At 60.8% G+C, this 13,768-nt stretch carries 16 protein-coding genes; 15 read left to right on the top strand and 1 reads right to left on the bottom strand.

Annotation, left to right across the window (positions count from 1 at the left end):
• Positions 1–278: 278 nt before the first annotated feature.
• The 10 genes from aceA (at position 279) to VDP79_RS01915 (ending at position 8,322) form a co-directional block, all read left to right on the top strand.
• On the top strand, positions 279–1,598 hold the full coding sequence (aceA, locus tag VDP79_RS01960) for an isocitrate lyase (RefSeq protein WP_323016560.1): 1,320 nt from the start codon (positions 279–281) through the stop codon (positions 1,596–1,598).
• Between the two features lie 168 nt (positions 1,599–1,766).
• The gene (locus VDP79_RS01955; protein WP_323016559.1) at positions 1,767–2,705 is read left to right on the top strand and encodes a hypothetical protein; all 939 of its coding nucleotides are present in this window, start codon (positions 1,767–1,769) and stop codon (positions 2,703–2,705) included.
• Between the two features lie 9 nt (positions 2,706–2,714).
• Complete coding sequence (ccoS, locus tag VDP79_RS01950; protein WP_323016558.1) at positions 2,715–2,876, top strand: cbb3-type cytochrome oxidase assembly protein CcoS; 162 nt, start codon at positions 2,715–2,717, stop codon at positions 2,874–2,876.
• Between the two features lie 87 nt (positions 2,877–2,963).
• The gene (gene ccoN / locus VDP79_RS01945) at positions 2,964–4,448 is read left to right on the top strand and encodes a cytochrome-c oxidase, cbb3-type subunit I (protein ID WP_323016557.1); all 1,485 of its coding nucleotides are present in this window, start codon (positions 2,964–2,966) and stop codon (positions 4,446–4,448) included.
• Between the two features lie 12 nt (positions 4,449–4,460).
• Positions 4,461–5,123: a cytochrome-c oxidase, cbb3-type subunit II gene (ccoO, locus tag VDP79_RS01940; RefSeq protein ID WP_323016556.1), complete on the top strand. Its 663-nt coding sequence runs from the start codon at positions 4,461–4,463 to the stop codon at positions 5,121–5,123.
• A 10-nt stretch (positions 5,124–5,133) separates the two neighbouring features.
• Complete coding sequence (locus VDP79_RS01935; protein WP_416233027.1) at positions 5,134–5,301, top strand: cbb3-type cytochrome oxidase subunit 3; 168 nt, start codon at positions 5,134–5,136, stop codon at positions 5,299–5,301.
• Positions 5,294–6,196: a cytochrome-c oxidase, cbb3-type subunit III gene (gene ccoP, locus VDP79_RS01930; protein WP_323016554.1), complete on the top strand. Its 903-nt coding sequence runs from the start codon at positions 5,294–5,296 to the stop codon at positions 6,194–6,196. The genes VDP79_RS01935 and ccoP overlap by 8 nt, the downstream gene beginning before the upstream one ends.
• Positions 6,197–6,298: 102 nt before the next feature.
• Entirely contained in the window at positions 6,299–7,804 is a 1,506-nt protein-coding gene (gene ccoG, locus VDP79_RS01925; RefSeq protein WP_323016553.1) for a cytochrome c oxidase accessory protein CcoG, read from the top strand.
• 13 nt (positions 7,805–7,817) lie between these two features.
• A complete protein-coding gene (locus VDP79_RS01920; protein ID WP_416233026.1) occupies positions 7,818–8,042 on the top strand; it encodes a hypothetical protein in 225 nt (74 codons plus the stop codon).
• Between the two features lie 28 nt (positions 8,043–8,070).
• A complete protein-coding gene (locus VDP79_RS01915; RefSeq protein ID WP_323016552.1) occupies positions 8,071–8,322 on the top strand; it encodes a hypothetical protein in 252 nt (83 codons plus the stop codon).
• 19 nt (positions 8,323–8,341) lie between these two features.
• On the opposite strand, the gene VDP79_RS01910 is transcribed toward VDP79_RS01915, so the two are convergent.
• A complete protein-coding gene (locus VDP79_RS01910) occupies positions 8,342–9,019 on the bottom strand; it encodes a helix-turn-helix domain-containing protein (protein WP_416233025.1) in 678 nt (225 codons plus the stop codon).
• A gap of 352 nt (positions 9,020–9,371) precedes the next feature.
• Here VDP79_RS01910 and nirK point away from each other — a divergent pair, with 352 nt between their 5' ends.
• The 5 genes from nirK (at position 9,372) to VDP79_RS01885 (ending at position 13,702) form a co-directional block, all read left to right on the top strand.
• Positions 9,372–10,775, top strand: a complete 1,404-nt coding sequence (nirK, locus tag VDP79_RS01905) for a copper-containing nitrite reductase (RefSeq protein ID WP_323016550.1) — start codon at positions 9,372–9,374, stop codon at positions 10,773–10,775.
• 131 nt (positions 10,776–10,906) lie between these two features.
• Positions 10,907–11,443: a MarR family transcriptional regulator gene (locus VDP79_RS01900; protein ID WP_323016549.1), complete on the top strand. Its 537-nt coding sequence runs from the start codon at positions 10,907–10,909 to the stop codon at positions 11,441–11,443.
• Entirely contained in the window at positions 11,440–11,967 is a 528-nt protein-coding gene (ectA, locus tag VDP79_RS01895) for a diaminobutyrate acetyltransferase (RefSeq protein ID WP_323016548.1), read from the top strand. The genes VDP79_RS01900 and ectA overlap by 4 nt, the downstream gene beginning before the upstream one ends.
• A 38-nt stretch (positions 11,968–12,005) precedes the next feature.
• Entirely contained in the window at positions 12,006–13,313 is a 1,308-nt protein-coding gene (ectB, locus tag VDP79_RS01890; RefSeq protein WP_323016547.1) for a diaminobutyrate--2-oxoglutarate transaminase, read from the top strand.
• Entirely contained in the window at positions 13,310–13,702 is a 393-nt protein-coding gene (locus VDP79_RS01885) for an ectoine synthase (RefSeq protein WP_323016546.1), read from the top strand. The genes ectB and VDP79_RS01885 overlap by 4 nt, the downstream gene beginning before the upstream one ends.
• Positions 13,703–13,768: the final 66 nt, after the last annotated feature.

Genomic DNA, 13,768 nt, shown 5'->3' with positions numbered 1-13,768 from the left:
GAATCGATGAGCGGCAGGGGCATTGTACTGTCTGAGATCCCTGTATTTCATATGATGAAAACATGGTTTTAGGATGTGAAAAATCCGTGTTGCATCGCATTGAATGGGTTTTCATGATCAGGAAATTTATTTCATAACATGAAATAAACTTAATAACAGCATGAATTAAAACGATAAAATTTTCTGTCTTATATAAGATATAAGTCATGTGTGCACTGCAGCATAAGCGTAGACTGTTTTCAACGGTTTCTTGTTTTCACCTACTCAGGAGCAACACCATGACCTCTCGCGAAACGGAAGTGCGCAATCTGCAACGTAGCTGGGCCGAGGACGCCCGCTGGCAAGGCATCAAACGGGGCTACAGCGCCGACGAGGTCGTGCGTCTGCGCGGCTCGGTGGTGGTGGAACACACGCTGGCGCGCCGGGGTGCGGAAAAACTGTGGGATCTGTTGCACACAGAAGACTTCGTCAATGCGCTGGGCGCCCTGACGGGGAACCAGGCCATGCAGCAGGTCAAGGCCGGCCTGAAGGCCGTCTACCTGTCGGGTTGGCAGGTGGCCGGTGATGCCAACATCGCCGGTGAAATGTATCCCGACCAATCGCTGTATCCGGCCAATTCCGTGCCCAGCGTGGTCAAGCGGATCAATAATTCCCTGACCCGTTGCGACCAGATCCAGTGGATGGAAGGCAAGAATCCCGGCGATGCGGACTATATCGATTACTACGCGCCGATCGTGGCGGATGCCGAGGCTGGTTTCGGCGGCGTGCTGAACGCCTTTGAATTGATGAAGTCCATGATCGAAGCCGGCGCGTCGGGGGTGCACTTCGAAGACCAGCTGGCTTCGGTGAAGAAATGCGGCCACATGGGCGGCAAGGTGCTGGTGCCGACTCGTGAAGCCGTTGCCAAACTGGTGTCTGCCCGTCTGGCGGCCGACGTGCTGAATGTGCCGACGCTGCTGGTGGCCCGCACGGACGCCGAAGCCGCCGATCTGCTGACCAGCAACGTCGACGAAAACGATGCGCCTTTCGTGACGGGTGAACGCACGTTGGAAGGCTTTTACCGCACGCGTGCAGGTCTGGATCAGGCGATTTCACGCGGCCTGGCCTATGCGCCGTATGCGGATCTGATCTGGTGCGAGACGTCCACCCCCAATCTGGAATACGCCCGCAAATTCGCCGAGGCCGTGCACCGCCAGTTCCCCGGCAAGATGCTGGCCTACAACTGCTCGCCTTCCTTCAACTGGAAGAAGAACCTGGACGACGCCACGGTGGCGAAGTTCCAGCGTGAGTTGGGCGCCATGGGCTACAAGTTCCAGTTCATCACGCTGGCGGGCTTCCATTCCCTGAACTACGGCATGTTCGAATTGGCTCACGGCTATGCCCGTACGCAGATGAGCGCTTTCGTCGAACTGCAGCAAAAGGAATTCGCCGCTGCCGACAAGGGCTTTACCGCCGTCAAGCATCAGCGCGAAGTCGGTGTCGGCTATTTCGACGCGGTGACGCAGGCCATCGAAGGCGGCCAGTCTTCAACCACGGCGCTCAGCGGTTCGACCGAGGAAGCCCAGTTCGACCAGTCGCCGGCGGCCAAGGTTGCTTAAGTATCGCAGTTGAGAGGACAGGGGAGACGAGGGGCTCCCCTGAGATGTACTTTCGGAAGGCGTCAGCCTTCCTTTTTTTGTTCAAAAACCATTGAAAAGTAATGGTTTTATGGCACTTCTTGATCTGGGTCAAAGTCCGTCGGAAACGGGCTGGCTATAGTCTGTGCCATGCACGCTCATTCCCTGCTGACGCCGCCGCCTAATATGACCGATGCCATGCGCAGCACGCGCCGGCATATGCTGGCGCGCACCGGGCTGGCGTGGCTGATCATGATGCAGGTCATGATGCTGGCTTTTCCGGGCTATCTGCGCCATGGGGCGCGGGCGGCGGATTCCCAGCTGGCGCTGGAACAAGCCATCGTATTGATGAACTGGCTCAGCCTGATTCTGTGCGTGCCGCTGGTGTTGTACTGCGCCTGGCCGGTCTGGCGAGGCGCCTGGTGCAGCCTGCGCCAGGGCCGGGTTGGCATGGATGTGCCTGTCGCGTTGGGTATTCTGGCCGCCTTCATTCCCAGCGTGATCGCCACTTGGCGCGATCACGGCGAGGTCTATTTCGATTCCGTTTCCATGTTCGTGGCCTTTCTATTAAGCGCTCGTTTCCTGGAGCTGTGCGCCCGCCAAGCGGTGGCAGAACGCCATGCAGCAGACGCGGCGCTGCTGCGCCAGGCTGACCGCCTGGCGTTCTGGTTCGTGTGCATCCAGATTCTGCTGGCCGGGCTGGTGGGCGCCTATTGGTGGCAGGTGCAGCCCGATCAGGCGCTGGCGGTCACCGTGGCATTGCTGGTCATGAGCTGTCCCTGCGCGTTGTCCATGTCGGTGCCGGCGGCGCTGGCGGCCCGGCGCGCGGCGATCCTGCGCGATGGCATCGAACACGGCGATGGCCTGTCCCCGGCGGACCGGGCCATGCGGCGCATCGCCCGACAAAACCTGGCGGGATCTCTGGCCTGGCATGTGCTGATGACGCCGTTGGCGGCGTTCGGCTGGGTGCAGCCCTGGTTGGCGGCCATCACCATGCTGGTGTCTTCGCTGGCGGTGGCGGCCAACGCCTGGCGTCTGGCGCAGGTCGGCCGCGCGGATGCGGCGCCGCTGGCGGCAGACCCTGCCTGAGGCGCGGCCATGGATGCTCTTTTTTTACTGTTGCCGATTTCTCTGCTGTTTGTGCTGGGGATCGGCGTGGCGTTCTGGTGGGCGATCTTCGCCGGTCAGTTCGACGACACCCGGGATGCGGCAGTCGCTATCTTGAAAGACGATGATCGGGGGTGTTCCGGGTCAGATTGATCTAAATCAAGGCTGATTCCGGGTGCTTCATGGATTATTCAGGTTTTCAAAAATTCATGTTTTAACCTTGTTCTGAGGGGAACGTTTATGGGCACGACCGGGCATACCGGGACACCGGCCGAAACCTTCAATTACGATGTCGTTCGACAGTTCACGATCGCCACGATTTTTTGGGGCGTGGTGGGAATGGCGGTCGGCGTGCTGATCGCCTCGCAGCTGATCTGGCCGGAATTGAATTTCAATACGCCATGGCTCAGTTACGGGCGGCTGCGTCCGCTGCACACCAATGGGGTGATCTTCGCCTTTGGCGGCAGCGCCTTGTTTGCCACGTCCTATTACGTGGTGCAGCGCACCTGTCAGGTCCGGCTGTTCTCCGACAAGCTGGCCGCGTTCACCTTCTGGGGCTGGCAGGCCGTGCTGGTGGGCGCCGTCATCACCTTGCCGCTGGGGTATACCTCGACCAAGGAATACGCCGAACTGGAATGGCCCATCGACATCCTGATCACGCTGGTCTGGGTGGCGTATGCCGTCGTGTTCTTCGGTACGATCGCCAAGCGTCGCGTCAAGCACATCTATGTGGCCAATTGGTTCTTCGGATCCTACATCCTGACCATCGCCATCCTGCATATTTTCAATAACCTGGAACTGCCGGTGTCGATGTGGAAGTCATATTCCGCCTACGCCGGGGTGCAGGATGCCATGGTGCAGTGGTGGTACGGGCATAATGCGGTCGGCTTTTTCCTGACCACCAGCTTTCTGGGCATGATGTATTACTTCGTGCCCAAGCAGGCCGGGCGCCCGATCTATTCCTATCGTCTGTCCATCGTGCACTTCTGGGCGCTGGCCTTTACCTATATGTGGGCAGGGCCGCATCACCTGCTGTATACCTCGTTGCCCGACTGGACGCAGTCGTTGGGCATGGCCTTTTCGCTGATCCTGCTGGCGCCGTCCTGGGGCGGCATGATCAACGGCATCATGACCGTGTCGGGCGCCTGGCACAAATTGCGCACGGATCCGATCCTGAAGTTCCTGGTGGTGGCGCTGTCCTTCTACGGCATGGCGACCTTCGAGGGCTCCATGATGTCGATCCGCACCGTCAATGCCCTGTCGCACTACACCGACTGGACCATCGGCCACGTGCATGCCGGCGCCCTGGGCTGGGTAGCCATGATCACCTTCGGGTCCTTGTACTACCTGATTCCGCGTCTGTATGGCCGCGAGAGCATGGCGCGTCCGGACCTGATCAATCTGCATTTCTGGCTGGCGACGCTGGGGGTGGTGCTGTACATCGCCGCCATGTGGATTGCCGGCGTGATGCAGGGGTTGATGTGGCGCGCCACGGGCGCCGACGGCATGCTGACCTACAGCTTTGTCGAGGCGGTCAAGGCCACTTATCCCTTCTACCTGATCCGCATGATCGGCGGTCTGTTCTTCCTGGGGGGCATGTGCCTGATGGCCTGGAACACCTGGTTGACCGTGCGCGGCCAGCAGCGGGTCAATCCCCTGGTGCCGCTGGACAGCCCGGATGCCGTCCATGCCGCCCCCGCAACTGTCGTGCCGGCATCGGCCTAAGGAGTGTTGACCATGTCTGGTACCAAGACCAAGAAACGCTTTTCGCACGAACTGCTGGAACGCAACGTCGGTCTGCTGATCATTTTCAGCATCCTGGTGGTGTCCTTTTCCGGCCTGGTGCAGATCATCCCGCTGTTTTTCCAGCACTCCACGACCACGGCGGCCGAAGGCGTCAGGCCCTACGAGGCCCTGCGCCTGGTCGGGCGCGACGTCTACATCCGCGAAGGCTGCGTCGGCTGTCATTCGCAGCAGATCCGCAAGCTGCAGTCCGAGGTCCAGCGCTATGGCCCGTATTCCATCGCGGCGGAATCGGTCTACGACCATCCCTTTCTGTGGGGCTCCAAGCGTACGGGACCGGACCTGGCCCGCGTGGGGCAGCGGTATTCCGACGAATGGCACCGCATCCACCTGCGTAATCCGCGCGACGTGGTCAAGGAATCCAATATGCCGGCTTACGCCTGGCTGCAGCACAACACGGTGGAAGGCGCCGATGTGCAGGAACGCATGAAGGTCCTGCGCACCTTGGGGGTTCCTTATACCGACGAGGAAATCGCCGCTGCGCCCGAAGCGCTCAAGGGCAAGACCGAGGAAGACGCCATCGTGGCGTACCTGCAAGGCCTGGGCGTGGGCGGCCGCGCTGCCGCTGAACAGGCCATGAAAAACGGGGGGCAGTGAAATGCTTGCCATGATCAATGGACTGGTGACCGGGCTGGCGATGCTGACCTTTGCCGGTATTGTCTGGTGGGCCTGGTCGGCGCATCGTGCCGAGGCCAATCAGCAGGCGGCGCAGCTGCCTTTCGCCCTGCCCGAGGAATATCAGAACGACAAGAAAGCCGGGGATACCCATGAGTGATTTCATCAGCAGTTTCTGGAGCTATTACATCGCCGTGATTGCGCTGGGCGGTATCGCCTGGTGCGTATACCTGCTGTTTTCCCAGCGCGCCTGGCTCAAGCGCGACGTCAAGGTGGTCGAAAGCACCGGCCATGTCTGGGACGGCGATCTGACCGAGCTGAACAACCCCGTGCCACGCTGGTGGACGGTGATGTATCTGCTGCTGTGCGTCTTTGCGCTGGGCTATCTGGTGCTGTATCCGGGGCTGGGCAGCAATCCCGGCACCTTGGGCTTTACGGCCGGCAAGCAGGTCCTGCAGGAGCAGGACGCCTTGAACGCGCAGATCCAGCCTGTGTACGAACGCTTTCGCGAGATGCCGATTCAGGACATCGCTCGCGACACTCAGGCGCTCGACATCGGCCAGCGGCTGTTTTTGAACAACTGTGCGCAGTGTCACGGATCGGATGCCAAGGGCAGCCGCGGCTTTCCCAACCTGACGGACGGCGATTGGCTGTGGGGTGGTTCGCCCGAGCAGATCATGGAGACCATCACCAAGGGCCGCCACGGCATGATGCCGCCCTGGGGCGCCGTGATCAAGCCCGAAGACGCATCGGCCATCGCCCAGTACGTGCGTTCCTTTTCCGGACTGGCGCATGATCCCTTGCGCGTCAACGCGGGCAAGCGCGGCTTTGATACGTACTGTGTGGCTTGCCACGGCGCCGAGGGTAAAGGCAACCCGCTGTTGGGGGCGCCCAACCTGACCGATGGCGCCTGGCTGTATGGCAGTTCCGAAGCCACCATCGTCGAGACCATCCTGAACGGTCGCGACAATCAGATGCCTGCCCAGGAAACCTACCTGACGCCCGAGCAGATCCGTCTGCTGACGGCCTGGGTCTGGGGGCATTCCAACCGTTAACCCCGTGCCGGCCGCCCTCATCCGGGCGGCGGGTCCGGCAACTATCGTTACTTCAGCCAGAAGGGCCTGTCACACAGACCAGTCAGCGACACAGAGGACACCATGCAGAAGGAACCCTCCCAACAGGCCGCCACGCAACCGCCGCGTGACGACCCGGCCTGGCAGCCCGTACGAAGAATTCGCAAGGGCTCGGGGGGCGGCACGTCTCCTCAGGTTGAAAAAGCCCTGGCCGAGGTCCGTTCCAAGATCTATCCGCGCTCGGTTCAAGGGCATTTCGCCCGTATCCGGGTGCTGATGGTCTTTCTGACGCAGGCAGTGTTCTACGGTCTGCCCTGGATCCAGTGGAACGACCGCCAGGCCGTGCTGTTCGATCTGGGGGCGCGGAAATTCTATCTGTTCGGCATGGTGCTGTGGCCCCAGGACGTGATCTATCTGGCGGTGCTGCTGGTGCTGTCGGCGTTCGCCCTGTTTCTGTTCACGGCCATGGCCGGGCGGCTGTTCTGCGGCTACGCCTGTCCGCAGACCGTCTATACCGAACTGTTCATGTGGATCGAGACCAAGGTCGAGGGCGACCGGCTGGCGCGTATCCGCCTGGATGAACAACCCTGGAATGCCCGGAAATTACGCCTGAAGGCCAGCAAGCATGCCTTGTGGATCCTGCTGGCGCTATGGACGGGTTATACCTTCATCGGCTATTTCGCTCCGATCCGGGATCTGGGGGCGCATTTGCTGGCCTTTGATCTGGGGCCCTGGCAGTGGTTCTGGATGCTGTTCTACGCCTTTGCGACCTGGGGCAATGCGGGCTTCATGCGCGAGGCCGTCTGCAAATACATGTGTCCCTATGCGCGGTTCCAGAGCGTCATGGTCGATGATGATACGTTCGTCGTCACTTACGATCACGTGCGCGGCGAACCCCGGGGCGGACGGTCGCGCAAGATCGACCACAAGGAAGCCGGCATGGGCGACTGCGTGGATTGCAGCCTGTGCGTGCAGGTATGTCCGACCGGCATCGATATCCGCGACGGCTTGCAGTATATGTGCATCGGTTGCGGCGCTTGTGTGGATGCCTGCGATTCGGTGATGGACAAGATGGGCTACGAACGGGGCCTGATCCGCTATACGTCCGGCAACGCCATTACGGAACGGCTGACGCAGCCGCAGGTGCGCAACCGCATGCTGCGCCCGCGGGTGTTGGCCTATTCGGCCTTGTTGGGGGCGATCGCCATCGGTTTTGTCTTTTCGCTGGCAAACCGCACGACGCTGCGGGTGGACGTGATCCGCGACCGGGGGGCGCTGGGCCGGGAAGTGCCGGGCGGCCAGATCGAAAACGTCTATCGTCTGCAGATCATCAATTCGGCGGAAGAGCCCGTGGAACTGGATCTGAGCGCCAGCGGCGTACCCGGCCTGCGCTTGCAGACCGCCGATCAGGGGACAGACAAGGTGCGGGTCGAGGGTTCGTCCAATCGTCTGGTGCCGGTCGTCCTGCAGGCGCCTGCCAGTGAACTGAAGCCGGGACTCTACGATATCCGGTTTGAAACGAAGGGCACGCGGCCTGGCGGTGATGTCACCCAGGTCGTCGAGCAGTCCAGTTTCTATGTCCCTCAGTAATCAGGAAGCTATCATGCCATCCATGACGCAAGAACACCTGTCCGAAGGCCGCCCCTGGTGGCGGCACCGCTGGCCCTGGCTGCTGTTGCTGGGACCTGCAGTGGCCATCGTGGGCTGCATCATCACCATCGCCTTGGCGTTTCAGGCTTATGGCAATCAGGAAATCCAGGATGGCGGGGCGAAGCAGGGGCTGGTGGTAGCGCCGCCGCCCGCGCAGGCGCAGGCGCCAGGGCGGTAAATTCAGGTTTCAACCCGGGAGAACGGCTTTGAAGGCACGCAATCTGATGTGGATTTTATGGCCATCCTTTTTGATGGGCGGGGTAGCGAGCGGCGTCGTGTTTGCGCTGCTGGATCCTTTGGATCTGGTATTTCTGGGGCAGTTTCGCGCCAGCCGTCCGACGGTCTACACCCTGGGTTTCTTTTTGTTCTGGGGTGTGGCGGCGCTGTCCAGCGCCTTGACCCTGCGCATCGCCCCTCGGGGCGAAATATTGGATGAGTTCGGCGACCCGGTAGACTGAATGTCCAGGCGGTTGACGGTTAGCCGCAATCGGCGCCGGATAGGGCCTGCAGGCTGGCGATGTCCAGGATATGGACTTCGCGCTGTTGGACGCGGATCAGGCCTTCGCGGGCAAAGCGCGAAAACAGGCGGCTGACGGTTTCCAGCGTCAACCCCAGGAAGTTGCCGATTTCTTCGCGGCTCATGCGCAGGATGAATTCATAGGGTGAATAGCCCAGGACCTGCAGGCGTTGGGACAGATTCAGCAGAAAGGCTGCCAGACGCTGTTCGGATCGCAGGCTGCCCAGCGACAGCAATTGCTGGTGGGACCGGCTGATTTCCTTGCTCATGAGGCGTCGCAACTGCAGGCCCAAAGATGGCAGCTGCGGCGCGAGAGTATCCATTTCGTCCAGGCGGATGACGCAGACTTCGGTGTCTTCCAGGGCGATAGCATGCGATACCTGCTGGGAATTCATCAGGCCGTCCATGCCCAGGATCTCGCCGGGCAGTAGAAACCCCGTGATCTGAACCTGGCCGCTGGCGTCTTCTATCTGGGTTTTGATCGAGCCCGAGCGCAGGCCGTAGATGGCCTCGGCGGCATCGCCTTGGCGGTACAAGGTGCCGCTTTTAGGCAAGCGGATGCGTTCCTTGATCAGCTCGTCCATTTTGACGACATCCTGCCGCGCCATGCCCAGGGGCAGGCAGATGGCATTCAGCATACAGGTGGAACACCGGGTGGACTCTGGAGCCACAGGGACACGCCTGAGCACAGAAGTCCTGGGGGTCGGCCCGGATGAGGGAGGATCAGCCAGCAAAATAAAACCCGTGAAAAATCAGCATGAGAGGGAAAACCCTACACTTTGACAAGGATTATAAGTTCTCTGTCGGGATATTTGGGGTTTGCACCATTATTTCACTGGATTCCTTGGCGGAATCTTGCGGTTTGTCGGCTTTCTGCTGCCTTGTCCGCTTTACTGCCTCTGAAGTGGCAGTAAAGTATAGAATCGTAACGTTTATATTTGTACCATTGAAATGGTAATTGTCTCGATTTCGAACGTCTTTGGGGGAACCATGGCATTGATCCGATACCTGTTGACTGGTTTGCTGTTGCTTGGGCTTGGCGTGGGGTTCAGTCCAGCCTGGGCCGAACATGGCGCTGCGGCGCCCGGCAGCCAGGACGTCACGTACAAGCCGGATGTCACCTTTACGCTGCGCACGTCGATTGCTGAAGGCAAGCTGGTCTTTATCGGCGAGCGGGGCGACATGGAAGGCCAGGTCAACCCCGACTTGAAAGTGCCTGAAGGCGCCGTGGTGCAGATCAACCTGATCAATGGCGATGGCGCCACGCACGACATTGCTGTGCCGGAATTCAAGTCGCAATCGGATCAGATCTCGGGCAAGAATGCCGCGACTGCTATTGTGTTCCGGGCGACCAAGAACGGCACCTTTGAATACCTGTGCACGTTGCCGGGTCATAAGGCGGCCGGGATGGTGGGCAAGATCATCGTGGGCGAGCCGTCCGACGAGGTCGTCACCAAGGCGCCGCAGATTGCGCATGACCCCAGCCAGGTCGGCACGCCGGTGGGCAAGCGCGGTCCGCAGAAAGTCACGGTCGATCTGCTGACCACGGAAGTCGAAGGGCGTCTGGGCGACAACAGCACCTACCGTTTCTGGACATTCAACAACAAGGTGCCTGGCCCGTTCGTTCGGGTCCGGGTGGGCGACACGGTGACGATGAACATCACCAATGCCAAGGACAGCACGCACATCCACTCGATCGATCTGCATGCCGTCACGGGGCCTGGCGGCGGCGCGGCTGTCACCCAGGTGGCGCCGGGGCAGACGAAAGCGTTCACCTTCAAGGCCAATCATGCAGGGCTGTTCGTCTACCACTGCGCCACCCCCATGGTGGCCCAGCACGTGACCAACGGCATGTACGGCATGATTCTGGTCGAGCCGGAAGGCGGCCTGTCCAAGGTCGATCACGAGTTCTACGTCATGCAGGGGGAACTCTATACAGCGCAGGCGCATGGCGCCAGCGGGCTGCAGGAATTTTCTCTGGAAAAACTGCTGGCTGAAAATCCGGAGCATGTGATGTTCAATGGCTCTATGGATGCGCTGACCAAGGTCTATGACATGACCTCCAACGTGGGCGATACGGTGCGCATCTTTTTCGGCGTCGGCGGCCCGAACCTGATCTCCAGCTTCCACATCATCGGCGAGGTATTCGACAAGGTCTATGATCAGGCATCCCTGACCAGCAAGCCGCTGACCGACGTGCAGACTACGATGGTGCCGCCGGGCGGCGCGACCATGGTGGAATTCAAGACCGATTATCCGGGCCGCTATCTGCTGGTGGACCATGCCTTGTCCCGAGTGGAAAAAGGTGTAGCCGGTTTCCTGACCGTGAAGGGCAAGGCCGATCACACGATCTTCCATAGCGACGAGGCGATCGACCCGAATTCGGGGCACTGATCCGGCATGTTCAGCGGTGTGGCGTTCCATGGAGGCAGTTAACGGTCTGCCCGCAGTTTTGTTCTTGACCGATATGATTCATGGCCTTATCATTTCAATTGAAATGAATTCTTCAAGGACCCTGAATCACCATGGACACCAAAATGGATGCGCAGCAGGCTTACGACCTGCGTATCTTGCGGGCGTTGCGCCGGATCACCCGTGCCGTCGCCCTGCATTCCCGGCAGCTGTCGGCCTGTAGTCACATCACAGGCCCTCAGCTCATCTGCCTGCGCACGGTCATCGAAAAAGGGCCGATGACCGCGACGGCCATCAGCCGGGAAGTTCATGTCAGCGCCAGTACCGTGGTCGGCATTTTGGATCGTCTGGAAGACAAAGGCCTGATTGTCCGCGAACGCGGGCGGGCCGATCGCCGCATCGTGTTCGTCAGTGCAACCGACGCCGGCCGCCAGTTGGCGCAGGACACGCCTTCACCCTTGCAGCAAAAGCTGGCGGAATCCCTGCAGGCGCTGCCGGAACTGGAGCAGGCGACGATCACCTTGTCCTTGGAACGCGTCGTCGATCTGATGGAATCCGGCACCGGCCTGGCGCCGGCCGCTGATGCGCAGTCTCCCATGCTGGATATGCCTGTTACCGGGGTGGCGCCCGAATCCGGGTTGGTGGTTTGACCCAGGGGTCAGACTTACCTGGGGCGCCGCCGATCCGGCTGCGCCCGCCCCATAGGGCGGATGGACCCGCCTTGCATACTCTGGTGGCGCACTGCCCGCCGCTGGATCTCAATTCCGTCTATCTCTATCTGCTGTTGACGGAACACTTTCCCCACACCTGCATCGTCGCCGAGGACCACCATGGCGTCCTGGGCATGGTGTCGGCGTATCTGCCTCCGGGGCGCAGCGAGGTGCTGTTTGTCTGGCAGGTGGCGGTTCATCCCCGTGCCCGGGGCCTGGGTCTGGGGCTGCGAATGTTGCGGCAATTGTTGCGGCGTCGTGGCTTGCGTCCGGTCCGCTGGGTGGAAACCACAGTGGGGCCTGGCAATCAGGCGTCCCGGTGCTTGTTCACCCGTCTGGCGGGCCATTTACAGGCCCCTTTGCGGGAGTCGGCGCTGTTTGACGCAGCGCTTTTCGGTGCGGATGCGCATGAGGCGGAACCGCTGTTGCGCATCGGCCCGTTTTCCTTGTCGGCAGTGAGCTGAGTTGCTGTCGTCTATTCCAACGTCAACAAGGAGGAAACATGGATTTGAAAATTTTTGACCGGATGGAGTCGGAGGTCAGGGGCTACATCCGGTCGTTCCCGGTGATTTTCGCCAAAGCCCGCGGCTCGGAACTGTTTGATGAAAGCGGACGCCGCTACATCGACTTTTTCAGCGGCGCGGGTACCCTGAACTACGGCCACAACAATCCGGTCCTGCGCGAGCGCATGGTGGATTACCTGGCGTCGGATGGTGTGGTGCATGGCCTGGATATGGCGACCAGCGCCAAGAAGTATTTTCTGCAGACCATGGACCGGCTGATCCTGAAGCCGCGCGGTCTGGACTATACCCTGCAGTTCACGGGGCCGACCGGAACGAACGCAGTAGAGGCGGCGCTGAAGCTGGCGCGTCAGGTCAAGGGCCGGCAGAACATCATTTCATTCACCCACGGATTTCATGGCGTATCGGGCGGGTCGCTGGCGGCCACGGCCAACCAGAAATTCCGCAAAGCGGCCGGCGTCGCGCTGGGCAATACCAGCTTCATGCCCTTTGACGGCTATTTCGGGCCGGATGTGAATACCATGGCCTATCTCGAGCGCATGCTCGACGATCCCAGCAGCGGGCTGGATCATCCCGCCGCCGTCATCGTGGAAACCGTCCAGGGGGAAGGCGGGGTCAATGTCGCTTCCCAGTGCTGGCTGCGCGAATTGGAACGCCTGTGCCGGCGGCACGACATGCTGCTGATCGTCGATGATATCCAGGTCGGTTGCGGGCGCACGGGGCATTTTTTCAGTTTCGAGACATCCGGCATTTCGCCCGACATCGTGACCTTGTCGAAGTCGCTCTCGGGGTTTGGGTTGCCCATGTCCCTGGTGCTGTTCAAGCCTGAGCTCGATGTCTGGGAACCCGGCGCGCATAGCGGCACTTTCCGGGGCAATAACCTGGCCTTTGTCACGGCGGCACAGGCCATGGAGACCTATTGGTCTGGCCCGGCGCTGTCGGATGCGGTGGCTGCCAAAGAACGGCTGGTGCGCGATTGGCTGGAAAACCTGGCGCATAGCTGCCGTCATGCCGGACTGGGCGTGCGAGGCCGCGGGCTGATCCAGGGGCTGGTGACGCCGGTGGGCGATGATCTGGCCAACCGTATCGCCCGCAGGGCTTTCGAGCAGGGTGTCGTGATCGAGACCTCCGGGGCGCACGATGAGGTCCTGAAAGTTTTGCCGGCGCTGACGATCCCGTACGAGCAGCTGGAACAGGGGCTGGAAATCGTCGAGCGCAGCGCCAATGAAGTCATGGCTTCACGGAGCCGTCAGCCGCGGGTGTTGAAGGTCGCCGGAGGCGCTTCATGATCGTGCGCCATGTCAACGAAGTGATCGGCACGGACCAGGAAGTCGTGACGGATAACTGGACCAGCCGTCGGGTATTGCTGGCGGATGATGGGATGGGGTTTTCGTTTCACGAGACCATCATCAAGCCGGGGACTGAAACCCATATCCATTACCAGAACCATCTGGAAGCGGTCTGGTGCGTCGAGGGCGATGGCGAGATCGAGACCATCGCCGATGGCAAGAAATATGCGCTGGGACCGGGGGTGGTCTATGCCTTGGATCAGCATGACGAGCATTGGCTGCGCGGCGGGCGTCAGCCCTTGCGCGTGATCTGCGTCTTCAACCCGCCCCTGACAGGGCGCGAGGTGCATGATGCGTCGGGCGTGTATCCGCTGGAGGCCGCGCACTGAAAGAGGCGATATGCCGGGCCTGTCAGCCGATCCCGGCGGACAGGCCCGATATCGGGCAGGAGTGTT

The organism is Castellaniella sp., assembly GCF_034675905.1.
Taxonomy (GTDB): domain Bacteria; phylum Pseudomonadota; class Gammaproteobacteria; order Burkholderiales; family Burkholderiaceae_B; genus Castellaniella.
This window is presented reverse-complemented; position numbering and strand designations above follow the sequence as displayed.